Below are 22,122 nucleotides of genomic sequence, written 5' to 3'. Positions count from 1 at the left end.
GTGTGGTTTTCATTTTTGCTGAAATTGAAACAACTAATGACATTAATTTATTGATAACGATCATTTTATTCGACCTCCTTAAGAAATTTTGATTACTGCATAAGTATACACATTTCGATTTTATTTGTAAACATTATTTTGAAAATTTTCTAATTAGTGTAAAACAATGAAGGGGTAATTTGCTAATTCCTCTGGAGAGACCTGATTAAATAAAAGGGTTTCAACATTTAGGGAAGAATATAACTATCAAGCATGATATTAATTAGCAAAAGAGGGCTCAAATGTGGAAAAAATAAATGAAATTATAAATGTAATGAAAAGTAATTCTTCAATTAGTAAAGATTTAAAGGCAGAAAAGCTTAATAGCGGCACTACAAATGGCGTTTTATATTTACTACTTGTCAATAAAAAGCCAACATATGTGGTGAAAATGGATACAGCAAATATTATAAAGCCTACGGAACAATTTCTTACTGCTTATAGTGATACGACCCTACTTCCTAATGTTATTTACACAGATCCAGAAGAACAATATATTGTGTATGACTATATTGCAGGAGAAACACATTTTAATAGAGGCTCTAAAATAGACTGGATGACAATTTTAATAAAGCAACTATTTGATAAATATATGAAGGTTAATGAAGATACCCCTTGGGGAAGAATAGACGGTACTTCTAAAAGCAGTTGGTCTGATTTTAATCAAAGTAGTCTGGAATATGCGCAGCAAAATATAGGGAATGTTCTTTCATTAGAGGATCATAAAAGGGTAGAACTTTTAGTAAATAAGTTAAAGGGATATAGCCATTTGGAAGAAAAATATTATTTACATGGAGATACTGGGGTACATAATTTTGTTTATTTAAATAACCAATTAAAAGGTGTGATTGATCCTTCACCAATAATTGGGCCGAAAATTTATGATTTTACATATGCATTTTGTTCATCACCAGACAATCTAGATTTGAAGACGTTGCTTACATTGTTTGAGACGTGGAACATTGATCTTAGCTATACTGAAGAAAGACTTTTAGATGAGGTGATTTTTCAATTATATACACGTATAGGGATATGTATTAAAGCGCACCCACAGGATTTGCCGGAATATTTGGAAGCATGGGATCAATATAAAAACTATTTACCAAATTATTGAGTGTAACAATTAACTATTTACTTCCTCAATTTTGAAGCGACAAAATCTCTGGAACCTTTGTTATTTATTTCCGTCAAAATTACCAGTGATTTGTTAAATAATCATAGAGGGGGAGTGTAGTTGTTTAAGTATGTGCTGCAAATTATAATAGGAATTTTGACTTTTATGGTAGCAACTTTTATTGCATGGTATGAAGGAAGTGCACTTATAAATAATTCAATCGAATGGAAGTATTCCACACCGTTTACCAAATTGTTTAATATAGAGATAACGACTGGGCAGGATATTAGCCAACTTGATTATTTTGTTTATGCAGTAAAATTTCAACCTTTATTTCCCACTTTAATGATAGTGAGTATACTTTATATTCTAAGTGTAACTGGCTATTATCTCATCAAAAGTAAATCTAAATGGGCAATTGGTTTTTGGGGATTTATAGGTTTTATAATGATATTATTTAGTAGTTTGACTTTTAATTCATCAACTACTGGAGGTAGTGTTTTCTTCTGGATTACTTCAATAAGCGGACTTTTATTTATAGCAGGTGCAGTTTTAATATGGTTAAGAAAGTTCGAACATAAAGGGTCTGGTCCTAACTTAATTAGTTAGTTTTGCTAGAAGGAGACGGGTTTATGAAAAAGTTAGCGATTATTACAGTAGGTAAAACCCATTCTGGAAAAACGACATTTGCTCATGCTTTGGAAAAACAGTTAAGTAACTCTTTTGTGATGGATCAAGATAACCATGCTAAATTTATTAATACATACTATAAGAATTTACTACCGACACAAGGCCCTAATATACTAAAGCACGCCATCTCAAAGCTGATCGTCGATTATGCAAAAGAACACACGGATTTTCACTTTATTATTTGCAATTCAAATCGAAGTCGAAAAGGACGGGTGTATTTGCTTGAAGAATTATTTAAAGCCGAAGATTTTGTCCGTATCTTAGTTTACTTTGATATTCCAGATGATGTTCTTAAAGCTCGAGTTATTCAAAGTCACAGAAGTACGAATATATTTAGGGGAGCATATTCAAATTTTGAAGAAGTACTTGCTAGACAACAGGCCGAAAAGGAAGCTATAGTTAATCCATCAGAAGATGAAGCAGATTATTTATTTGTCATTAAAGACAATGATGAAGTTAATGTAGTTATTCAAAAGATTATACAAATTGCTGAAAGGATGTGATGACTTTGAAAGCAGTCAAAGAAAAAAATGAGTTTTTGGAATGGGTAAAAGTGATTGGGGTCGCACTTTTATTTGCCGTAGGAATTCGGATGTTCATATTAACACCTATTGTGGTGGATGGTGCTTCTATGATGCCAACAGTTGAAGACGGGGACAAAGTAATCGTAAATAAGATTGGGCCAAAATTAACAGAGTATAACCGATTTGATGTGATTGTATTTGAAGCAAAGGAAGATACAAATTATATCAAGCGTATTATTGGTATTCCTGGTGACCACATCGCCTATAAAAACGATGAACTTTTTATTAACGGTAAGAAATATGAAGAACCTTATTTAAAGGAATATAAAAAGGTACTGAACGACAATGGTACACTCACTGAAGATTTTACGTTAGAAGAGTACTTAGGTGAGTCAGTTGTACCAGATGGATACTATTTTGTGCTAGGAGATAATCGCCGGAAAAGTATAGATAGTAGAGACCCAAACGTTGGATTTGTTTCAAAGGATAAAATAATAGGTACAACAAATATTGTTTTCTTTCCATTAGATAAATTAAAGTTAATAAAATAAAACAGAAAAACTGTGTTAAATCTGGTAATGCCAGATTTTTTGACACGGTTTTTTTGCGTTTTTAAATTGGAGTGGATGCGCTTCTTAACTTCTCCCTATTCAACACATGATTTATAGTTGGAACTGGATATTTATGTTAAAATATTGAAAAGTAGTTTTTGGGGGTACGGAAATGGAGAGACTACGTGAAAAGATAAAGGAAATAGAATCAGATGAAGTAGGGAATACAAATGTGGAATTATGTATGGATGAAAAACGGAAGGAAGAACTGAGTATTAAGGAAAATAGATTAATGGTGAGACAAGCGGGGTTTATATCATTAATGGTAATCGTTTTTATCCCATACTTTAAATTTTGTGCATACTTGTCAAATTTATTTTGGTTCAGTTATTTTACGTTCAATATTACAATGTTACTAGGTATTCCTTTTTCATACTTTGCTGCAAAATATATCGTTCGAATAATAAAAAGAATTATATGAATAAGGATTTAGTATAGCGAAAAATGGTTATTTGAAATTAACGGGTGCACTTGTAGCACGCTTTAAAAAGACTAACTTCTCAACAAAGTCTTGAGAAGTTAGTCTTTTTGTTATGTAGTATTCATAGTAATGAAGAAAGTCAAGAACATCGATTCTTTTCACGTAATAACCTACCACCTTTGAACTCACATCAATAAAGAATCATACATGATTGGGTAAACGAAGTGGATTTACCAGTAATAAAATAACGAACATCAATCAACAAAAAGGTGACTAAAATGAATCATCGTGGAGGTTTTATATGAATTCATTATTACTTTTCTTTCCGATTGTTTTATGGCTGTTAATTTTGATAGGAATAATTTATTCTTTTGTTCGAATTGTTATTTATATTTTAGGCTTTGTTAAATAATATTTTCAATTGTGGGGTGGAACTTGAGGGTTTCTAATTTTGTCATCCCCATTAAGGTTTATAGCCATTTTACCAGTGTACTTGAAGTTTATTACCATTTGGGTCATAAAAGTGGAAAAAGAAATGACCATTATCTTCTTTTATATCCTCGACCTTGACTTGATGATCAATTAAGTGTTGATGAAACTTAGATAATTCCCGACTTGTAAAGCCAACACTAAATTCTTGTTTATTATTAATAGTAAAATGCGCAAAGGTTTCATCGTCGGTAGGGACTAGAATAAGTAAGAATGGTCCTTCACCAACTTTTAAAATGGCAACTTCCTCAGTATTGTTTAGCAACTGAAGTCCCAAAATATCTCGATACCATTGAGCAGAAAGCTCTAAATCTTTAACAGGAATTCGAACATAATGTACTTGTTCAATAAATGATTCACTCAAAGTCTTCTCTCCTTTATTTAATCCGATATTTAAATAGTTCGACTTCTATATTCTATTTTCCTACTAAAATACATCAAAAAGTAGTAAGGATATGTTAAAATTTGGGTAAATATAATGCGCGATAGGATATCAAAATCGAGGTGGGAAAATTGCTCAGAGAAAAATTAGAAATAATAGAGCATCATCAAAACTTTATTCTCTTTTTGAAAAGCATGAAAACGTTTGATGAACGTCTACTAAGAAAACCAATTGGAGAAAGAAAATGGTCCATCATTGAAATAGTTGGTCATTTTTACCCTTGGGATGAATTAGTTTTACAACAGAGGCTTCCATATATGTTAACCGGCGAAAGTTTACCAATAGCTCCAAGCTCCGATGATTTAAACATGCAATCTTCATTACTTGCCAGAACCGAAGCTGTTGAGAAAACATTTGAAAAATGCATACGTATTCGGAAAGACTTATTACATCAGTTAAGTCAAATACCTGTCGAGTACTGGTTAATTAAATTACAGATTAATCAAAGCCACTTAACACTTTATGAGTATTTAAAAGGGTTAATGGAACATGATAACCATCATATAAATCAGGTGAAATCTAGTTTGAGAAATTCTTAGTAAATCAACAAAACGGACGCTTTTCTGTAACAAGAAAAGCGTCTTTCTTCATGGAATGATGGAGGGAAATTTGAATTTGAAAAAATATTTGATAAATTTTTAAGCCAAATGCTCTTCTTGTTTGTCTAATAATTGTAAGACAAAAATGAAAGGAGGAATGCGATGAATATTGGACGCTTAGTAAAAAAAGCTCAAAAAGGAAATGACAAAGCGTATTTAGAGCTTTTCCAACAATATGAAGCTGATATTTATCGAATGGCCTATGTCTATGTGAAAAATAAAAATGACGCTTTAGACGTCGTTCAAGAAGTAGCTTATCAGTCATTCAAAAATATTAGCACTTTAAATAAACCTGAATATTTCAAGACATGGCTTATGAAAATTACAATTAATTGTGCACTGAACGTAATTGATAAAAACAAAAAAGTGGTTCAACTAATTCCTCAGTTTGAAGTACATACAGGGGCGGAAGTTGAAGATATTGAAACTTCTTTATCTTTAAGAGAACTTATGGATACTTTGCATGAAGATGAGAAAAGCGTCATTTTACTAAAGTATTATAATGACCGGACATTAAAGGAAATTTCGGAGATTTTAGAAATACCACTTGGAACCGCAAAGTCCATATTATACCGTGCCTTAAATAAACTTCGTCAAAATTTAAAGGAGGTAGAGAACTTTGGAAAATAATTTTAAACAAGATATAGAAAAAATTGAAATTCCATTTCAACTTCATGAAAGAAGTAAGAAAGGTATCCAGGAAGCTAAATCGGAAATGGGTGGAACAGTGAAACGTTTTGTGAAAAAGCGTATAGCTATTACCGTCATGGCAGCTTGTTTAATGGTGCCTACAGGAGCATTTGCGTATCAGTCGTTACTTGCGGATGATTTATATGGTTCATTTGATAACGTGAAAAAGCATATCGCAAATATTACAATGAAAAGTTATTTATTATTTGATGCCAAATTATCTCAAGCAAAAGGTGATTTAGGAAAAGAGCAATACGAACAATTTAAAGAAGTATTATATGTAATTACAAATGCAAAACTTGAATTTGGCGATAAAAATGGAAATATCGATTATTCTCAAGTCCCTAGTGAAAATCTGGAGAAAATTAAAGCAGCCCTCTATGACATCCAACCTTACTTTGATAAATTAAACGATGAACTATCTAGTAAAGAGGTTTTGACAGCTGAAGAATTTGAACAATACATTCAGGCTTTAATAACATATGAAACGGTTATGGCTAAAACCGGCGTCTCCTCACCACCAGAAATTGAGATGGTCCCAATAGATTTACGTGAAGCGTTCATGAATGCTCAAAATGTTCTAGAATATGTAAATGAAAAACAAAGAAAAATTAACTGAGTACATCACCTTTAATGTTTAAAATATTGATAATTATTTATTTTCAGATTATAATATTAAGAATTTAAGAAAAGGTGGTCATACCTATGGATAAATTACGAAAAAATTCTTCTAAATAATATTTTAGGAGGATAAAAATGGAATTTAAAATAAATGACGAAAAAAATATTCCCATCAGCCAGTTAAAGGCCTTATATGAAGATGTCGAATGGTACGCATATACCAATGATTTAAATTTATTACAGCAAGCTTGTTTACAATCACTAGATCTCATTTCAGTTTGGCGGGAAGAAACGCTGCTTGGCTTAGTTCGTGTTGTCGGTGATGGGCTAACGATTATCTATATTCAAGATATACTCGTTTTAAATGCATATCAAAACCAGGGTATCGCAACATTACTAATGCAACATGTTCTTAATAAATATAAAAATGTCAGACAAAAAGTTTTGTTAACAGAAGAAGCACCAGACGTTCGGCACTTTTATGAGAAGAATGGATTTATTTCATGCGATCAAGGCACCTTAGTCTCTTTTGCTAAATTGGGTTGATTTATATACCTTATATAAAAATAATTTGATTAACCGAGCGCGATTCTATATTAGAATCAGCGCTCGGTTTTGTTTAGAAGTGAGAATAATTGGAAAAATTATGTTAAAATTTACTAGAATTGATTTTTATTAACCAGAATGTATTGCACAATATGAAAGAGGGGTTTTTTTGAAAAATTTAATTCATCAAACAGAAACAGAAAGACTGGTAATCAGAATGCTTGAAAGTAAAGATTATAGTGCGTGGTTATCAGCGTTTGAAAATAGACATCCTTCACAGCATAAATACGATGAAGGAAGAATTGATATGAGTATTTGTACAAAAGAATGGTTTGAAGATATGATACATAATCATCAAAGAAAGGCTATAGAAGATAGTGTTTATGTATTTGGAGTTTTTCTTAAAGAAGATGCTACTCATATTGGTTCAATCGATTTTTCTACAATTATGAGAGAGGATTTTCAATGGGCAAGGTTTGGTTATACGATTCATAACCAATTTTGGCAGCAGGGGTATGGAAAGGAAGCTGTAAAAGCAGCGATTTCCCTTGCTTTTGACAAGCTTAATTATCATCGTATAGAAGCTCACATAAATCTCGATAATACAGCTTCAATAAAATTAGCTGAGAGTGTTGGATTACAATATGAATGTATAAGAAAAGGGTTCATTTTTGAGTTTGGCGAATGGACAGATAATCTAATTTACTATATTAATAAAAATACAACTGCTGGAAGATGATCAGTCAATTAAAGTCATTAACTACGGAGATTGGTCAGAATAAAATACAAGAAGTTTGTTGTGTTGTTAAATATAAGGGGGAATTGAAACTTTTCCAATCTCTAATATGTCTAATTTATTAAGGGGAGATGTCCTTGAAAAATTTTAAATACTTAATTGCTTTTATTGGAGTAATTTCAATCTTTTTAGTAGGTTGTTCAAACGTAATAGAAAATGAAGAACAATATATAAAAGTTCAAAAGCGTATGGGTGATGAAAATAAATATGAAGACTTCAAAGAAATTACTGATAATGAGCAAGTTCAAAAAGTGAAAGATATTTTAAACGATATTGATTGGGAAATTACAACAGTAAATATGACTCGCCCTGCTGATTACAGGTTTATATTTCAATATAAAAATCCTGAAATTGAAGCAAAAGCGGTATTATATGAACTTTGGATAAGTCGGAACAAAGATAAAGTGACACTCGTTATAGACGCTGAAATGAAATATATGCAATTAGACACGGGGAAGTCAGCAGAACTATTTGAAATAATTACGGGTGAAAAATTATCAGAACTAAAATAATAATGTGACCTCGATTTAGAGTCCTTTTATTATGCTAGCGCACCTAAGGGTCAGTGTCTTTTAACAATCTTACTAAAAATATTTGAAAACATATAAATGGGAGGATGAAATGAACAAGCTAGGATTTCTTTCTTTAGTAATGGTTATTGCAAGTATCATTTCATTTTTAATTATACGAGGCCCTAACGCGAATTTGCTGATGGCTATTATCGTACTTGGGACGCTTTCGCTATTCGGTATTATATTTGCAGTCCTATCAAAGAAGTGGTTGTCAGGAATATTGGGTGTTTTATTAAACGGAGGAGTCTTGGTTTTTGTATATTTAATTGTGCTAGCTAGAGGAATCGCTGGTTAGATTTATCTATAGATATATAAAATAAAATGAGTGGGGGAATGAAGTGTATATTGTGCCAATGGGTTTTTTTATACTTTTTCTTATTTCAACGACCACAGGACTGCTTTTTATGTTTAAGCTAGGAAAGAAAAATAAATATAATGTTATCAGCGGAACGATTGCGTTGGGAACAGGAACCTTTTCTTTCATTGCCTGCATCTTCTTCTTATTTGAATCGTAATCAAGATATTTTCAAATAGACTTGAATATATTATGTTAAATCAGTTTTTAGGAGGAAGTTTTATAATTAAGTCTTTGAAATGGCAGTTTATCATATCTCTACTTGTTGCTATTGGCTTTGTGTATATAAATTTTTCTAGTATTGAGTTTATAGAAGATAAGAGGGTTCCAGCTATTCGGGTAATCTTTTTCTTAATCATGATTCTTTCGGTGTTTAACGCGGGATTATTGTAGGAAAAATACATTCAATCAAAAAAGAAATAACTTCATACCAAAAAACAGGCGCTTTCCTAGAAAAAAGGAAAGGCCTTTTCAAATTTCACCTAGTTATTTTAAGATTCTTTAATAAAACTATTTAATTGAAGTGGTGTGATTGTACCTTGGTGGAAATAAAGTTGCCATTTCCCATCAATAAATTTCCATATGGAACTACGAAGTGTATTTCTTTCCCTTGTAGTATCTACAAGAAAATATGTAGCTAAGACAACGTCGTGAGCAAGCGGATAGATTTCATAATTATGTAGCTTCATTTCTGCCAATACAACACCTGTTTCAAGACATTCTTTCTTATCATGCATAAACCCGGAGCTGCCAATTTCAAAAAAATCATCAGCTAATATTTCATCGAGCCTTTCTCTACTCATTCTTACTTCCAAACCGGTATGACTTTCCTCTAATTGTTGTAAATGTTCTTTTAAATTCTCTACCATAATTATAACCACCTAATTTTATTTACTTACATCTTAACTAATTTCTATATTACTTAAATATAATCCTCTAAATCAGAGGGGAAATAATATACCACTTGGAGGAATCACTTTTATATGAACTATTATACTGTATAATAAATAAAGGGAATTTTGGTATTTAAAACCGTTGAAAGTAGGTGGACTATATGAGTAGTAAAAAGAATATGAGTAAAACCAAGATAGCTAGTCTTGTTTTTTCTTCATTAGCGCTAATTTTATTAATACTAAATTATTTTTTATTTGTTTCAAATAAGAATACAATTTCTGTCGCTGCATTAACAGATAGAGAAAATGCAATTCTGTCAAGTAGTGCTGATCAATCATTTGTATATGATTTCAATACAGACAAAGAATACAAAGAAGTAACAATATGGATAGAAAAATATGAGTCAGGAAATCTGATTGAGGATAAAATTGGCGAACTTTCGACGCAAGTAGAGGGGGAGGGATTAATTATATTCACAACTTCCAAAAACTCCATCTCAAAGCAACCGACATTTAATATGGCAGTTGGCGGTAATGAAGGCGTTAGTTCAATCAGTGCTTATGATGCAAATTCAAAAGATTTAGATGGTATGTCAAGTGTGTGGGGGAATTTCCGTGGGGATAATATATCTATAGCAGACGAAGTGGTATTAGGCAGTATTTGTTACTCAAATGATGGAAGAATGAATTCCCTTACCGCTGAATTTTATCAGGATGTTAATGGTCATATTAATGAAATAGAAAAATATGCTGTTGTTTATTTACTTAAAGCCAATTTTAATAAATGACATTTGATAATTTTATTCAAAACTCAACAATATGTTCAATTTTGTTCGTTGCTATCATTATTGATTCGACTTAAACTATAAATAGAAATCAACAATATGTTGAATTTTGAGGAGGACACAATGATGAGTAAAACAGCAAAAGTGATGATGTCTATTGCTACTGCAATTATTATAGTAATGATGAGTAAAGCGTTTATTTTAGATGAAGCGGTGAAAGGTTATTTAGTAATTTTCTTTTTCGTTGGGGCTGGATTAGCAGCATTACGTTTATTTATTAATGGAATGATTCGTAAAATGAAAGGAAAGCTTATTGGTGTCAAAGTGGTATTCTTTGCCGCTCTTTTAAGTGTCGGTATACCATTCCAAAGCTGGTTCCGTACAGATGTATTATTTGCGATGAGTAAAGCATTTATTTTTCCGAGTATTACAGTGATGGTGGCAAGTGTGGTGTTAATGACGATTGTATACGGTGTCATTTATCAACGTGTGCATGTTTTAAATTTACAGGAAGAACATGCAGCATAATATCGTGATCCCTGAAAATTAGTATGGATGGATACTAGTTTTCAGGGTTTTTTTGATGCAAATTCGTAATTAGAGTTTATTCCAGTAATGAAGTTGTCATCTAAATTAATGAGATTTAAATGAAAGGGAATTAAATTTCCTTTTTTCATACAGTTCAATAATCGCTGCTGTTAAATGTTGAATGCCGAGATGGATTTTATTTTCGTTTACTTGAGAAATGCTTAATCGAATTGTTTTCTGGCTGTTTTTGGTTAAGTACATTCTCGAAGCATTATCTATATAGATCTGTTTTTCATGGAGTAGGTCAATTAATTTATCGACATTCATATCGGAAGGCAAGAAGAGGGTCAAATAAAAACCACTTTTAGGCCTTGTATATTGAACATAGTCAGGTAAATTCTTTGAACAAGCTTCTAATAAAATAGTCATTTTCTTTTTATATAATGATTTTGCATTTTCTAAATGATGTTGAAACATTCCATTTTTTAAGTAGATTTCTAATGCACCTTGTGAAAGAGGTGAAGTATTGAAATCAGCGCTAAATTTATTATGGACAAAATCAGGGATCATCTTTTCAGGGAGGACAACAGTTGCAATTCGTAGTCCAGGTAAAAATACTTTCGAAAAGCTTTTTACATAAATGACTCTGCCGTTTGGTTCATATGCAAACAACGGATCAGCTTTTGAGTCTGTATCTAATTCAGCTAAGTAATCATCCTCTACTATGTACACATCGTATTTTTCTGCGAGAGCTACAATTTTTTTCTTTTCCTCATTGGAATAGTGATGTCCTAATGGATTGTGACATCTTGGAATGATGTAAAAGAATTTAATATCATACGATTGAAACAAATTCTCAAGTTTTTGAAAATCAATCCCTTCCATTGTTAATTCAATACCCAACGTTGGAATTTGATTTAATTGTAACGCATTGATCATACCAAAGTAGGTAGGCTGCTCAATTAATATATTCTTTTTTCCGTTTGGAAACGGCAAGGTGGAAAGTATATGAAGTGCTTGTTGAGAACCGGAAGTAACGACAAGGCGTTCGGGTATTGTGAATACTTGTAGCTGCTGTAAATATTTCGTGAGCTCTTTTCGTAAAGATAAAAGGCCCTGTTGGTCGCTATAGGTAAATAATTGTTCCTTATAATGATCAATTGCCTGGTTGATGCAATGCTGAAAATCTTCATACGGCATGATTCTTTTATCTGGACCAGCGGATAAAAAATCAATAGCAATGGCATCGAGATTAGATGTTTGATAATCATCCACAACGTAATAGCCGCTTTTCGGTTTCGCATAGACAATATGCTGTTTTTCTAATTCAAGTAACGCTTTAACCACGGTATTTTTACTGCAATGAAATTGTTCAGCGAGCAGCCGAATCGAAGGTAATTTATCGCCTGTCTTCAATTTCTCCTCTTCAATTTGCCGTTTCACCCATTCTAAAATGCCCATATACTTAGTCTTCACTCAATCCTCTCCTTCGCCATCTGTCCCATGACAGATGGGGATTTCTCCTGTTTTATAAAGAGCTGATATTCATTACAATCTTGTTAATTAGCTTAGTTCTTTTAACTATGATTATGGGGTATTTCTTTATGACTGAGAAGGGGGATTTACATGACGAATAGTATAAAAAGAGGAATGATATTAGGTTTTATCGGAATCGTATGTTTCAGTCTTACATTACCTGCAACAAGTATTGCTGTTCCTTATTTTGGCGAGGTGATTGTTGGATTAGGGAGAACGGTTATTGCAGCAATTATCGTAGGGGCTATATTTATGATGAAAAAGCAATCATTACCAAATAAATCACAATTCAAAAGTTTGTTGATAGTCACGATAGGAGCAGTACTTGCCTTCCCATTATTAACGACATTTGCTATGAAATCACTACCTGTTTCACATGGTGCAATTGAATTAGCTTTATTGCCGCTTGCGACAGCGGGTTTTGCTATGTGGCGTGGTGGTGAGCGACCGTCGAAACGATATTGGATTGCAAGTATTATTGGTGCGATAACTGTTATTATATATGCCATCTATGTAGGATTTGGGCAATTGCAAAAAGGAGATCTAGCATTAATTGCAGCTGTTATTGTACTTGGATTAAGTTATGCAGAGGGTGGGAAATTATCAAAAGAGCTTGGTAGTTGGCAAGTAATTGCTTGGGCAATATTAATTGGCGCTCCATTTTTTATTATTCCTGTGGGACTCAGCATATCGGGCAGTATGCTACAGGCACCTGTAGAAGCTTGGATAAGTCTCTTATATTTAGGGATTGTCAGTCAGTTTTTAGCTTATGTAGCGTGGTACGGCGGAATGGCTGTTGGAGGTATTGCAAGAGTAGGGCAGATCCAATACTTACAGCCTTTTTTAATGATTGGATTTTCTGTATTATTTTTAGGAGAATCGATTAGCTGGTTAACAATTAGTTTAGCAATAATCGTTGTGGGCAGTGTAATAGTAGGGAAAAATGCACCCGTGATGAAGAAGGAGATTCATTTAGAATAGATATCCACTCAATCTGAAGGTATAAAATGCTTCGATATTGAATTATCGAGGCATTATTTATTTTTGAATTTAATTACGGGCTAATTATCTAAAAAAGTGGAGAATGTTTAGTACTACATATCAATTAGTTTTGTATGGAATAAACGAACTCCAAACAAAGGGCAGCTTGAAACAATAGTGCCAATACAGCAATGAATGGATGACTAGTTCAAATAACAAAGTTTCGTCGAATGGAGGTTCATACAGTGAATGTTAAAATAAGAGCTCTTGTAGAACGCGATATACCCTTCTTATGGGATATGTTGTATGAATCTGCGTTTGTACCAGAAGGAGAGAAGCCTTTTCCTCGAACAATACTAAACGAACCGTCTGTATCTTAATATGTAGAAGATTGGGGGAAACAGGGCGGTGATATTGGCTTGATTGCGGAAAATGAACAACAGGCGATTGGGGCCATTTTGTTGCGACTGTTTGATGAAACACAAAAAGGCTGTGGTGATGCTGAAACACCCGAAATCGGAATTGCCATCCTGAAAGAATTTCGTAGTAAAGGAATTGGACACAGGCATTAATGCGTGCGCTTGAAGCGAAAGCAATAAATTTTGGGTATCATATGCAGATGGGAAGCCTCCAAAATAAAGGAACAAAATCCGCTTATTATAAAAATTAAGTGAAATATAATCAAAATAAAAGGAGAAATTACCCTTATTGATAAATAAAACGTAAAATTTTATGATTTTCTCGTAAATAAGCGGAAATACTACCCTTATATTCACTGAAATGAGCACAATTTTAAAAATAAGCGGAAATCCTCCGCTTATTTTTCTTTATCCATTAAAATACATTAATTCCTTTATGAATGTCAATTCTAAATCAACAAAATAAAAGAGGTGAAAGCAATGGAAAGAGAGGCTCATTATTTTTGGGCAGTGCGTATTCCAGACGATGTGAAACAAATTATTCACGATGAACTGATACGAATTAAACCAATCTTCCAATTTAAACGTTGGGTGAATTTTCATGATTATCATATAACCCTGGCTTTTCTTGGTTCCGTAAATCCGCAGCAACTTCAATCCGTTATTCATTCAGTTGGGGAAGCTATTAAAAATCAAAGAGCGTTCATGTTAGAAATTGAAGGACTGAATGTGTTTGGTCCTCAAAATGCTCCTCGAATATTTTGGGGAGCGGTGAACGAAGTGGAACGGTTATTTCAAATTCAGGCAATTGTTTATAAAACTTGTGTTGCTGAGGGCTTTACTCTTGAAACACGTCCTTATCATCCCCACATTACTTTGGCGCGGAAGTGGGGAAAAAATGAAGATTTTAAAATGGAGGATTTAGTCACGCATAATCCTTTTAAAGAAAAAGCATTATCTTTTCAGGTAAATGAAATTGTATTATATAAATCCAATTTAGAAAATACACCTAAATATGAAGCAATCGCGTCGTTTACATTGATGAAATGATTAACATAATCTGCATCGTATACTTTACTTTTATGTGCTTAAGCTAGTAAAAAAGGAGTGATTCGATGGCAAAGAGAAATAGAAATAAATTACTTGTACCCGAATCTAGACAACAGCTTGATCAATTAAAAGCGAAAGTATCCGGGACTAGCAAACCAGAAGATGCAGCATTAGAGGTAGCTAAAGAATTAGGTATTCCCCTTAAGGAAGGATACAACGGGAAACTTACTTCTGAAGAAGCCGGTAAAGTAGGCGGGAGAATTGGCGGAAGTATGGTCAAAGAGCTCGTGAAAATGGCACAAGAAAGTATGAAGGAAAAATAAGCATTTGTAAATAATCAAATTCTCCATAAACAATAATTTAACTATAGTCACTTCATTTTATGAAGTGGCTTTTGTTTTTTTTATTAGTTAAAAATATTCCAAAATATGCTAAAATAAAACAAATGTTCGTAGCAGGAGGATGATGAAAATAGTAAATCAAATAAATTGGGACTTGGATAGGATTTTTCATGGTGGCAGCAAATCACATCAATTTTTAAAACACCTGACAGAATTAGATGTTCTCATACAAAATTTAGAGAAATCTGTTGCATCCTTTAGAGCGACAATCACTACAGATGAATTGGCAAGCTTGAATCAATTAGTCGAAAATATTGAGGAGATTCGCGTTAACTTGACCGAGGCTAATTCTTTTATTACTTGTCTAATTTCACAAAACACTAATGATCAGGATGCCGTAGTTTTACGTGGAAAGGTAGCTCAATTAGAGTCTCATTTTGAAAAGGAATTATCCAAGGTGAAATTAATGTTAGCAAACACAAATCAGGAGGTTTGGGACCAATTAATTGAAACTAAAGAAATAGAGGCTTTCAGATTTGTTCTAAACGAATGGCGTAATCATACAAATAAGCATGTTTCTGAAGAAGAGCGGAATTTAATTACTGAACTAACCGCTGATGGCTATCATGCATGGGGGCATTTTTATAGGGCGCTAGTAGGTAGTATTAAATTGAATGTTCAAGTTGACGGAGAAGTTAAAAGTTTATCAGTAGGACAAGCGATAAATTTACGGTCCCATCCTAAGGAGGACGTGCGAAAGGAAGCTCATTATTCTTTGGAATCTATATGGGAAGAAAAAGAGGAGCTATTTGCCAAAATATTAAACCATATTGCTGGTTTTCGTATACAGGTATATAAAAAATCTGGAGTGAAAAGTGTATTAGAAGCCCCTTTAAAAGAGAACCGAATGAAGGAAGACACATTGAATACAATGTGGAAAGTAATCTGTAAACATAAAAAACCCTTTTCTAATTATTTGGATCGAAAAGCTGAACTGATGGGTGATAAAGGGATGAAAGCATATAACTTTTGGGCGCCCGTAAATACTAGTAATCAAAAGATACAATACGACGAAGCGGCTTTACTGATTACGGAACATTTTAGTGAGTTTGGCACAGAATTAGAAGGTTTTGTTAAGGAAGCTTTTCAGGATGGCTGGGTAGAAGCCGAAGACCGTGCGAATAAATCGGCTGTTCCATTTTGTGCTGCATTCCCGCTCACTGGTGAATCAAGAGTTTTTATGACTTTCGGGGGGACATTTTTAAATGTTTTAACGCTTGTTCATGAACTGGGCCATGCTTTTCATAATTATGCTATGAAGTCAGTAAATGGGGTGAACAAACGTTATCCTATGAGCGTTGCAGAAACGGCTTCAACCTTTGCGGAAATGATTATTTTTGATGCAGCAATGAAAAAAGCAAGCTCTAAAGAAGAAAAATTGATGATCTTAGACCAAAAGTTAAAACGTAGTGTAATGAACTTTATGAATATCCATTCTAGATTTTTGTTTGAGCAGAGATTTTATGAAGAGCGTAAAAAGGGGATAGTTTCCTCAAAGCGTATAAATCAGTTAATGGAAGATGCCATACATGAAGCATATGAGGGATCCCTCGAACAGCCTTCCACTTATTCGTGGGTATGGACTCCACATTATTACATTACGCAATCGCCTTTTTATAATTTCCCTTATACATTTGGGTATTTATTTGCTTTAGGAATTTTTGCAAAGGCAAAGGAGAAAGGGAAAGAGTTTGAAAAGGATTACTTGAACTTACTTCGTGATTCAGGATGTATGACTGTCGAAGATTTAGTTGCGAAACATTTAGGGGCAGATATTACTTCAGAGGAATTCTGGGAAAAAGGAATGGAATTATGTGTGAAAGATGCGGAAGAGTTTTTGGAATTAACTTCTATGGATGAATAGCTCGCACAAATGTATACATAAAAGGGGAAGATGAAATGAGAATTTTTGATGCACATTTTCATATAATTGATTACGATTTTCCAATTACCGAAAACCAAGGATATTTGCCACCAAGTTATGTGGTGAAAAATTATCAAGATGAAACTTGTGATTTAAATGTTATAGGAGGAGCAATTGTATCCGGATCATTCCAAGGGTTTGACCAAGCCTATTTATTAAAAGCACTTACACAAATGGGACCAACATTTTGCGGGGTAACACAATTACCTTTTACAGTAACAGATGAAGAAATCATACAGTTAAACAAAAACGGGGTAAAGGCATTACGATTTAATATTAAAAGAGGCGGTTCAGAAGATTTATCAAAGCTGGATTACTTTGCAAGAAGAATTCATGACTTAGTAGGGTGGCATAGCGAGCTTTATATTGATGCAAAACAGTTACCGGGAATTGCGCCAACGATTGAAAAATTACCAGCAATATCAATTGATCATCTCGGGCTATCTGAAGAAGGACTACCTCATTTATTAAAGTTAGTGGATAAAGGCGTACACGTAAAAGCGACAGGATTTGGCCGTGTAGAGCTGAATATTGAGCATGCATTAAAGTCGATATACGATGTTAATCCAGATGCGCTTATGTTTGGGACAGATTTACCCTCTACAAGAGCTAAACGGCATTTTGAGTATGGAGATATTGAATTGATTCAACAGTTATTTGATGAAAAAGCTACCGATAAAATTTTGTACGAAAATGCTTTTAAATGGTATTACAAATAAAAAAATAAAGGGGGGAATGCATGAGACCTGTGCTAAAAGAAAATTTGAATGTACAAGATTTTCTAGATTTTTATTGGTTAAAAGAGGAGTTGCAATCTTTTTGTAGAGAGAATGGCATGAGTACAACCGGTTCTAAAATGGAAATTACAGATAGGATTGCAACGTTTCTTCAAACAGGAAAAATTCAAAAACCATTGAAGAAAACAAAGGCGCCTTTAAAAGAAACAATGCCAACAGATTTAAGTTTAGATACGGTTATAATAGAAAATCACCGTTGTAGCCAGACTGTGAGAGCCTTCTTCAAATTAGAAATCCCTAAATTTCATTTCTCTACTTTTATTCAAAATTATTTTAGGGAAAACGCAGGAAAAACATATCGTGATGTTGTAAATGCATGGTATGAAGAAGAGGAACGAAAAAAAGACCCATCATATAAGAAACAAATAGGACAACAATTTGAATATAATCAATTTATTAGAGATTTTTTCGCAAACCCAATAAACAAAGGGAAAAGTCGAGAAGATGCCATTATAGCTTGGAATGAAATAAAAAAATTACCGGGGAGCAATAAATATAAATGAGTTGGTCTTCGAGGTTGGATATACCGTATTATAAACTGGAATTAGGAAATTTAATCCAATCAAAACAGGTCAATACAGAGCTTTTTAAAGCGCATGCTTGTCTAAAATGTACCTTTTGGAAAACAGTTGAATATTTAACGATGTGGCACAATTCTGTAATAGGAATTGTGTTTTTTCATGCAAAAGCTAGAGTCTCCTCCGCCCCTAGACCTATACAAAATCAAGCTAAGGTACCTATCCTAAATTTACCAATAAATGTATTGTGAAAATATACATGTTAGCTGGATCGTTAAGTTATCCGGAAAACTTAAACTTTTATGGGGGTTAATTCTTATGAAACAACTTGATGTTATATTCAAATTTAGTTTAATCCTTTTATGTTGTACGCTTTTTATCCCTGCCAAGCAAGTCTTAGCAAACCAAGGGATTGATAAAGACATGGAAAAGCAGCTAGATTCTTATATTGAATCGTATTTAGAGGATTATCAAGTTCCCGGGGCATCAATGGCGATTATTCAAAACAATGAAGTTGTTTATAAGAAATCATGGGGGATATCAGGTGAATCAGAAGAAAAAATTACTGCAAAAACTCCTTTTACAATAGGTTCAATCAGCAAATCATTAACAGGTTTAGCTATTATGAAGCTAGTTGATGAGAAAATTGTTAATCTAAATGACCCGGTTCAAAAGTACATACCTTGGTTTACATTAGCCGATGAGCAAGCAGCAGCTCAAATCACGATCAAACATTTACTTACTCAAACAAGTGGATTTAGTATGTATAATGGGTTATTAATTTCAGACAAAGAGTCTTTAGGTAATGATTCAATAAAGAACAATGTGAAGAGTTTATCAAACGTTAATCTTACTTCTTTACCTGGAGAAAGACATCAGTATAGTAATGCCAATTTTATAATTTTGGGAGCACTTATTGAAGAGGTGACACATCAAACTTACGCAGAGTACATGGAACAAAATGTGTTTAACCCGTTAGGCATGAAGAACGCGGCGGCAGATTATAAGACAGCGTATGAAAAGGGATATTTAAGTGGGTATCAGTCCTGGTTCGGATTTCCTTGGAAAACTTCTGTAATATATGATAATGGAGGGGCACCATACGGATATATAGCGGCAAGTGTAGAAGATTTAGTCCAATTCATCAAATTTCTAAGTGGGAAAAGTTTCGATGATTTTTTAAGTAATTATTCCATGAATCACTATTTAACGCCACATATACAAACAGGAGAAAATCGTTATTATGGATTAGGAATAAGAATAGCCAATCCAGAATCTAATGACAAAATGATATGGCATTCCGGATCAACGCCTGATTCTCATTCAGAAATGTTTTATATTCCGAAAACAGACTGGGGTGGGGTAATTCTCACAAATAAAAATAATCAGTTAGAAGAGGAAGGGTTATACTACCTAAAATTGGGCATTATTAATATCTTAAATGGTGATCTACCAGTTGACGTTCCTAACAATACGCCAATCATTCAATTTATTATTCTTGGATTGATTTGTATATTGTTTGTGATATGTATTTATTTACTGGTAAACATACGTAAATTAAGGAAAAAGGGTTTGTGGGCAATCCTTGGGTTTGTATGTTTACTATTATTAATAATTATTGTGCCATTACTTTTAAATTTTGTGCAGTCACCATGGCGCTCAATTTGGATGTTTGCGCCTGATGTAGCATTACTGACAGTCTTAACAGTTATATTATTAGCATTTAACGGATTGCTGGCGTTAAGAATATCATTCAAGAAATAAAAGGACAGCTAAGCTGGAATCTGTATGTTTTATAAGGATTGATTTAACTGATTGGATATTTATGTTAAAGTTGGATTATAAATATTTTATTTGCGAAGTGGCACATATCAGGAGGGTTAACTTGTTATATATAACATTATTTATAAGTTTGATTTTAATTGTAATCACAACTCAGCTTGTAGAAAAGCTTAAATTATCTAGCGTTTGGTCATTAGTTGGTCAAATTACTGCATCATTAGTCATTATATTGGTTGGCAGTCTTGAGGTTAGTTATATTACTCAAATTGAATTAGGATATTTATCGATCCCATTTTCTTTATTATTTCTTGTAAGTTTTACAAATGTGATGAATACAGAAAAAGAGCAAAAACCTTACATTTTGCTATTACCTTGTATTTCTTTAGTTTGTTTGTCTATATCGGCTTTAATAATGGGATATTCATTTGTTTCAATTGTAGGATTATGTGCGGCTTTAACCATTTTGTTGGTGCTACTTTCAACTAAAGGAAATATAGGAAGAACATTTAGTACTTCCATCGGTTTTGTTATAGCTGTACTATCACTATCCATGCTTAACCACACTTTTGTCATGATTTATATTCCGATTTTTACTTTAACATTACCATTAGCATTGTATCTTTTATTACAAAATAAAATAACGAGTGGACAATCCATTATCATTAGCTCTTTAGTAGCTCTTTTCTTTAGCTTAATCATGTTTATAATGCCTTTTAATACATTATGGTATTTAGTTGTTGGAGGAACGGTTATTTTAGCTCTCTCACAATTTTTCAATAAATATCGGTTTATTTAATAACATTTGGATAGGGAGTTTTTTTCGAATAAAATAGAGGGAAAAATTCCGCTTAATTTAAAAATGAAGTGAAAAACCATGAAAATAAACGGAGAAATTCCGCTTATCGACCAAAAAAAACTGAAATTTAAGGTTTTTAATGTATATAACGGAAAATTCTCCCCTTATTTTGCCGGAAATACGCAAAAATCTGCAAATAAAAGGAAATCCTCCGCTTATTTTACTCTTAGTAAGTTACATTAAAGAAAAAGGGCTCGATTCCATTAATTTGGAATCGGGCCTATATCAATTCTATAGCTGTTGCTTGGGTTGGTGTTAGTTTGATTTGTTTAATTCTTTATAAATAACATATTTTAATGCAGAAATTTCATCTTCAGACAGGATACTTTCAATTTCGGATAATATTTCATCCTTATTGATTGCACCATTTTGCGCTTGTGCCTGAATATCTAGTAAACGATTAACGCCCACTTTTTTAATTAACACACGTGTTGCTTCTTCCTTCGTTTGGAAGGGAAGAGTATCGGGATTTGTAGTTGCTGCCTCGCTAACCATTTCCTGAAGCTTCGGATCGTTTTCGATATAGGTATTTACTTCTTTAAGACTTTCATCATCTAAATTAGTTTCCACTTTTTCGATAATTTTCTCGGATGCGATATTTGTTCCAAAATGCCACACAGCATAACCAGCTGCTCCAAGTAAAACAAGAATTATTGCTGTAAATGTTAAAAACTTTTTCATCAACTCACTCCTGACATAATGAATATAGCACAACTTTTCATAAACCACGAAGGAAAGTTATTTACTCGAATGGATGTAATTACAAATATTTGTGAATGTAGGGGAGTAAATGGATATTTATCCCATATGTTGATACAATATTCTTACAATTAGATATTTAAAAACTTAAGGGGTGGGTTAATTGAAAAGAATGTTATTTATAGTGGTTTTACTGGGGATTACCATTTTAGCAGGATGTGTTTCAAATGAAGAAACCATGGAAGGTTTGACTGAAGAACAAAAAGAAGAATATTACAATCAATACGTAAAGATTTTAGCGGACCTTAAGCTTAAGTATCCATCGGTGGAAATGGAACTCACACCTTTAGATGAATTTCTTGATGAAAATTGGATAGAACCAGAGGGACTTAAAGAAAAATTAGTTGATTTTTTGAAGAATGGTGAAGTTGTATATAAGTAGGG

27 protein-coding genes and 1 pseudogene are annotated in these 22,122 nt (G+C 33.0%); 24 read left to right on the top strand and 4 right to left on the bottom strand.

The window, feature by feature from the left end:
* Positions 1 to 283: 283 nt before the first annotated feature.
* The 5 genes from MKY13_RS11065 (at position 284) to MKY13_RS11045 (ending at position 3,399) form a co-directional block, all read left to right on the top strand.
* Complete coding sequence (locus MKY13_RS11065) at positions 284 to 1,153, top strand: hypothetical protein (protein WP_339212685.1); 870 nt, start codon at positions 284 to 286, stop codon at positions 1,151 to 1,153.
* 120 nt (positions 1,154 to 1,273) lie between these two features.
* Positions 1,274 to 1,762 carry a YjdJ family protein gene (locus MKY13_RS11060; RefSeq protein WP_339212684.1) on the top strand — a complete coding sequence of 163 codons (489 nt, stop codon included), beginning with the start codon at positions 1,274 to 1,276 and terminating at the stop codon, positions 1,760 to 1,762.
* 23 nt (positions 1,763 to 1,785) lie between these two features.
* Positions 1,786 to 2,346, top strand: coding sequence for an ATP-binding protein (locus MKY13_RS11055; protein WP_339212682.1), 561 nt, complete (start codon positions 1,786 to 1,788; stop codon positions 2,344 to 2,346).
* Positions 2,347 to 2,351: 5 nt separating this feature from the next.
* Positions 2,352 to 2,918 (top strand): signal peptidase I, encoded by a 567-nt coding sequence (gene lepB, locus MKY13_RS11050; RefSeq protein ID WP_339212679.1) that lies wholly within the window; start codon positions 2,352 to 2,354, stop codon positions 2,916 to 2,918.
* Between the two features lie 172 nt (positions 2,919 to 3,090).
* The gene (locus MKY13_RS11045; protein WP_191701890.1) at positions 3,091 to 3,399 is read left to right on the top strand and encodes a hypothetical protein; all 309 of its coding nucleotides are present in this window, start codon (positions 3,091 to 3,093) and stop codon (positions 3,397 to 3,399) included.
* A 481-nt stretch (positions 3,400 to 3,880) separates the two neighbouring features.
* Here MKY13_RS11045 and MKY13_RS11040 read toward each other — a convergent pair whose 3' ends face one another.
* Positions 3,881 to 4,252 carry a VOC family protein gene (locus MKY13_RS11040; protein ID WP_339212677.1) on the bottom strand — a complete coding sequence of 124 codons (372 nt, stop codon included), beginning with the start codon at positions 4,250 to 4,252 and terminating at the stop codon, positions 3,881 to 3,883.
* Between the two features lie 149 nt (positions 4,253 to 4,401).
* Here MKY13_RS11040 and MKY13_RS11035 point away from each other — a divergent pair, with 149 nt between their 5' ends.
* The 7 genes from MKY13_RS11035 to MKY13_RS11005 all read left to right on the top strand — a co-directional run bounded on the left by MKY13_RS11035 (position 4,402) and on the right by MKY13_RS11005 (position 8,449).
* On the top strand, positions 4,402 to 4,869 hold the full coding sequence (locus MKY13_RS11035) for a DinB family protein (RefSeq protein WP_339212675.1): 468 nt from the start codon (positions 4,402 to 4,404) through the stop codon (positions 4,867 to 4,869).
* Positions 4,870 to 5,031: 162 nt separating this feature from the next.
* Positions 5,032 to 5,559, top strand: coding sequence for a sigma-70 family RNA polymerase sigma factor (locus MKY13_RS11030; RefSeq protein ID WP_191701893.1), 528 nt, complete (start codon positions 5,032 to 5,034; stop codon positions 5,557 to 5,559).
* The gene (locus tag MKY13_RS11025) at positions 5,549 to 6,238 is read left to right on the top strand and encodes a DUF3600 domain-containing protein (protein WP_191701894.1); all 690 of its coding nucleotides are present in this window, start codon (positions 5,549 to 5,551) and stop codon (positions 6,236 to 6,238) included. The genes MKY13_RS11030 and MKY13_RS11025 overlap by 11 nt, the downstream gene beginning before the upstream one ends.
* A 137-nt stretch (positions 6,239 to 6,375) precedes the next feature.
* The gene (locus MKY13_RS11020; RefSeq protein ID WP_191701895.1) at positions 6,376 to 6,786 is read left to right on the top strand and encodes a GNAT family N-acetyltransferase; all 411 of its coding nucleotides are present in this window, start codon (positions 6,376 to 6,378) and stop codon (positions 6,784 to 6,786) included.
* A 169-nt stretch (positions 6,787 to 6,955) separates the two neighbouring features.
* Positions 6,956 to 7,525, top strand: coding sequence for a GNAT family protein (locus MKY13_RS11015; protein ID WP_339212670.1), 570 nt, complete (start codon positions 6,956 to 6,958; stop codon positions 7,523 to 7,525).
* A 128-nt stretch (positions 7,526 to 7,653) separates the two neighbouring features.
* Entirely contained in the window at positions 7,654 to 8,094 is a 441-nt protein-coding gene (locus MKY13_RS11010; protein WP_339212667.1) for a hypothetical protein, read from the top strand.
* 109 nt (positions 8,095 to 8,203) lie between these two features.
* A complete protein-coding gene (locus MKY13_RS11005) occupies positions 8,204 to 8,449 on the top strand; it encodes a hypothetical protein (RefSeq protein WP_339212664.1) in 246 nt (81 codons plus the stop codon).
* Between the two features lie 551 nt (positions 8,450 to 9,000).
* On the opposite strand, the gene MKY13_RS11000 is transcribed toward MKY13_RS11005, so the two are convergent.
* Positions 9,001 to 9,378: a DUF4440 domain-containing protein gene (locus tag MKY13_RS11000; protein WP_339212661.1), complete on the bottom strand. Its 378-nt coding sequence runs from the start codon at positions 9,376 to 9,378 to the stop codon at positions 9,001 to 9,003.
* Positions 9,379 to 9,563: 185 nt separating this feature from the next.
* Here MKY13_RS11000 and MKY13_RS10995 point away from each other — a divergent pair, with 185 nt between their 5' ends.
* A complete protein-coding gene (locus tag MKY13_RS10995) occupies positions 9,564 to 10,190 on the top strand; it encodes a hypothetical protein (protein WP_339212658.1) in 627 nt (208 codons plus the stop codon).
* A 120-nt stretch (positions 10,191 to 10,310) separates the two neighbouring features.
* Positions 10,311 to 10,715, top strand: coding sequence for an MFS transporter permease (locus MKY13_RS10990; protein ID WP_339212656.1), 405 nt, complete (start codon positions 10,311 to 10,313; stop codon positions 10,713 to 10,715).
* A 105-nt stretch (positions 10,716 to 10,820) separates the two neighbouring features.
* On the opposite strand, the gene MKY13_RS10985 is transcribed toward MKY13_RS10990, so the two are convergent.
* Positions 10,821 to 12,191 carry a PLP-dependent aminotransferase family protein gene (locus MKY13_RS10985; RefSeq protein ID WP_339212653.1) on the bottom strand — a complete coding sequence of 457 codons (1,371 nt, stop codon included), beginning with the start codon at positions 12,189 to 12,191 and terminating at the stop codon, positions 10,821 to 10,823.
* A 150-nt stretch (positions 12,192 to 12,341) separates the two neighbouring features.
* Here MKY13_RS10985 and MKY13_RS10980 point away from each other — a divergent pair, with 150 nt between their 5' ends.
* From MKY13_RS10980 to MKY13_RS10940, 9 genes and pseudogenes are all read left to right on the top strand, one after another.
* Positions 12,342 to 13,232, top strand: coding sequence for a DMT family transporter (locus MKY13_RS10980; RefSeq protein ID WP_339212650.1), 891 nt, complete (start codon positions 12,342 to 12,344; stop codon positions 13,230 to 13,232).
* A gap of 404 nt (positions 13,233 to 13,636) precedes the next feature.
* Positions 13,637 to 13,804 (top strand): annotated as a pseudogene (locus MKY13_RS10975) (GNAT family N-acetyltransferase); the annotation flags it as partial.
* Between the two features lie 327 nt (positions 13,805 to 14,131).
* Positions 14,132 to 14,701: an RNA 2',3'-cyclic phosphodiesterase gene (thpR, locus tag MKY13_RS10970; RefSeq protein WP_191701488.1), complete on the top strand. Its 570-nt coding sequence runs from the start codon at positions 14,132 to 14,134 to the stop codon at positions 14,699 to 14,701.
* Between the two features lie 65 nt (positions 14,702 to 14,766).
* A complete protein-coding gene (locus tag MKY13_RS10965; protein ID WP_191701489.1) occupies positions 14,767 to 15,024 on the top strand; it encodes an alpha/beta-type small acid-soluble spore protein in 258 nt (85 codons plus the stop codon).
* Positions 15,025 to 15,166: 142 nt separating this feature from the next.
* Positions 15,167 to 16,966, top strand: coding sequence for a M3 family oligoendopeptidase (locus tag MKY13_RS10960; RefSeq protein WP_191701594.1), 1,800 nt, complete (start codon positions 15,167 to 15,169; stop codon positions 16,964 to 16,966).
* A 35-nt stretch (positions 16,967 to 17,001) separates the two neighbouring features.
* Positions 17,002 to 17,745: an amidohydrolase family protein gene (locus tag MKY13_RS10955; protein WP_191701490.1), complete on the top strand. Its 744-nt coding sequence runs from the start codon at positions 17,002 to 17,004 to the stop codon at positions 17,743 to 17,745.
* 20 nt (positions 17,746 to 17,765) lie between these two features.
* Positions 17,766 to 18,326, top strand: a complete 561-nt coding sequence (locus MKY13_RS10950) for a DUF6434 domain-containing protein (RefSeq protein ID WP_191701491.1) — start codon at positions 17,766 to 17,768, stop codon at positions 18,324 to 18,326.
* A gap of 333 nt (positions 18,327 to 18,659) precedes the next feature.
* Positions 18,660 to 20,105 carry a serine hydrolase domain-containing protein gene (locus MKY13_RS10945; RefSeq protein ID WP_339212643.1) on the top strand — a complete coding sequence of 482 codons (1,446 nt, stop codon included), beginning with the start codon at positions 18,660 to 18,662 and terminating at the stop codon, positions 20,103 to 20,105.
* 121 nt (positions 20,106 to 20,226) lie between these two features.
* A complete protein-coding gene (locus tag MKY13_RS10940) occupies positions 20,227 to 20,919 on the top strand; it encodes a UDP-N-acetylmuramyl pentapeptide phosphotransferase (RefSeq protein WP_191701493.1) in 693 nt (230 codons plus the stop codon).
* A gap of 315 nt (positions 20,920 to 21,234) precedes the next feature.
* Here the strand turns inward: MKY13_RS10940 and MKY13_RS10935 are convergent, their stop codons facing one another.
* Complete coding sequence (locus MKY13_RS10935) at positions 21,235 to 21,660, bottom strand: hypothetical protein (RefSeq protein ID WP_191701494.1); 426 nt, start codon at positions 21,658 to 21,660, stop codon at positions 21,235 to 21,237.
* 181 nt (positions 21,661 to 21,841) lie between these two features.
* Here MKY13_RS10935 and MKY13_RS10930 point away from each other — a divergent pair, with 181 nt between their 5' ends.
* A complete protein-coding gene (locus tag MKY13_RS10930) occupies positions 21,842 to 22,120 on the top strand; it encodes a hypothetical protein (RefSeq protein ID WP_191701495.1) in 279 nt (92 codons plus the stop codon).
* The last annotated feature ends 2 nt before the right edge of the window (positions 22,121 to 22,122 follow it).

The organism is Solibacillus sp. FSL W8-0372 (genome assembly GCF_037969735.1).
Lineage (GTDB): Bacteria > Bacillota > Bacilli > Bacillales_A > Planococcaceae > Solibacillus > Solibacillus faecavium.
This window is presented reverse-complemented; position numbering and strand designations above follow the sequence as displayed.

What these genes read in the sequence shown, in the direction of transcription:
- MKY13_RS11055 (WP_339212682.1), top strand. Translation starts at nt 1,786, where the DNA reads ATGAAAAAGTTAGCGATTATTACAGTAGGTAAAACCCATTCTGGAAAA.
- MKY13_RS11045 (WP_191701890.1), top strand. Translation starts at nt 3,091, where the DNA reads ATGGAGAGACTACGTGAAAAGATAAAGGAAATAGAATCAGATGAAGTA.
- MKY13_RS11030 (WP_191701893.1), top strand. Translation starts at nt 5,032, where the DNA reads ATGAATATTGGACGCTTAGTAAAAAAAGCTCAAAAAGGAAATGACAAA.
- MKY13_RS11020 (WP_191701895.1), top strand. Translation starts at nt 6,376, where the DNA reads ATGGAATTTAAAATAAATGACGAAAAAAATATTCCCATCAGCCAGTTA.
- MKY13_RS11010 (WP_339212667.1), top strand. Translation starts at nt 7,654, where the DNA reads ATGTCCTTGAAAAATTTTAAATACTTAATTGCTTTTATTGGAGTAATT.
- MKY13_RS11005 (WP_339212664.1), top strand. Translation starts at nt 8,204, where the DNA reads ATGAACAAGCTAGGATTTCTTTCTTTAGTAATGGTTATTGCAAGTATC.
- MKY13_RS11000 (WP_339212661.1), bottom strand. Translation starts at nt 9,378, where the DNA reads ATGGTAGAGAATTTAAAAGAACATTTACAACAATTAGAGGAAAGTCAT.
- MKY13_RS10995 (WP_339212658.1), top strand. Translation starts at nt 9,564, where the DNA reads ATGAGTAGTAAAAAGAATATGAGTAAAACCAAGATAGCTAGTCTTGTT.
- MKY13_RS10990 (WP_339212656.1), top strand. Translation starts at nt 10,311, where the DNA reads ATGATGAGTAAAACAGCAAAAGTGATGATGTCTATTGCTACTGCAATT.
- MKY13_RS10980 (WP_339212650.1), top strand. Translation starts at nt 12,342, where the DNA reads ATGACGAATAGTATAAAAAGAGGAATGATATTAGGTTTTATCGGAATC.
- thpR (WP_191701488.1), top strand. Translation starts at nt 14,132, where the DNA reads ATGGAAAGAGAGGCTCATTATTTTTGGGCAGTGCGTATTCCAGACGAT.
- MKY13_RS10965 (WP_191701489.1), top strand. Translation starts at nt 14,767, where the DNA reads ATGGCAAAGAGAAATAGAAATAAATTACTTGTACCCGAATCTAGACAA.
- MKY13_RS10960 (WP_191701594.1), top strand. Translation starts at nt 15,167, where the DNA reads ATGAAAATAGTAAATCAAATAAATTGGGACTTGGATAGGATTTTTCAT.
- MKY13_RS10955 (WP_191701490.1), top strand. Translation starts at nt 17,002, where the DNA reads ATGAGAATTTTTGATGCACATTTTCATATAATTGATTACGATTTTCCA.
- MKY13_RS10950 (WP_191701491.1), top strand. Translation starts at nt 17,766, where the DNA reads ATGAGACCTGTGCTAAAAGAAAATTTGAATGTACAAGATTTTCTAGAT.
- MKY13_RS10945 (WP_339212643.1), top strand. Translation starts at nt 18,660, where the DNA reads ATGAAACAACTTGATGTTATATTCAAATTTAGTTTAATCCTTTTATGT.
- MKY13_RS10935 (WP_191701494.1), bottom strand. Translation starts at nt 21,660, where the DNA reads ATGAAAAAGTTTTTAACATTTACAGCAATAATTCTTGTTTTACTTGGA.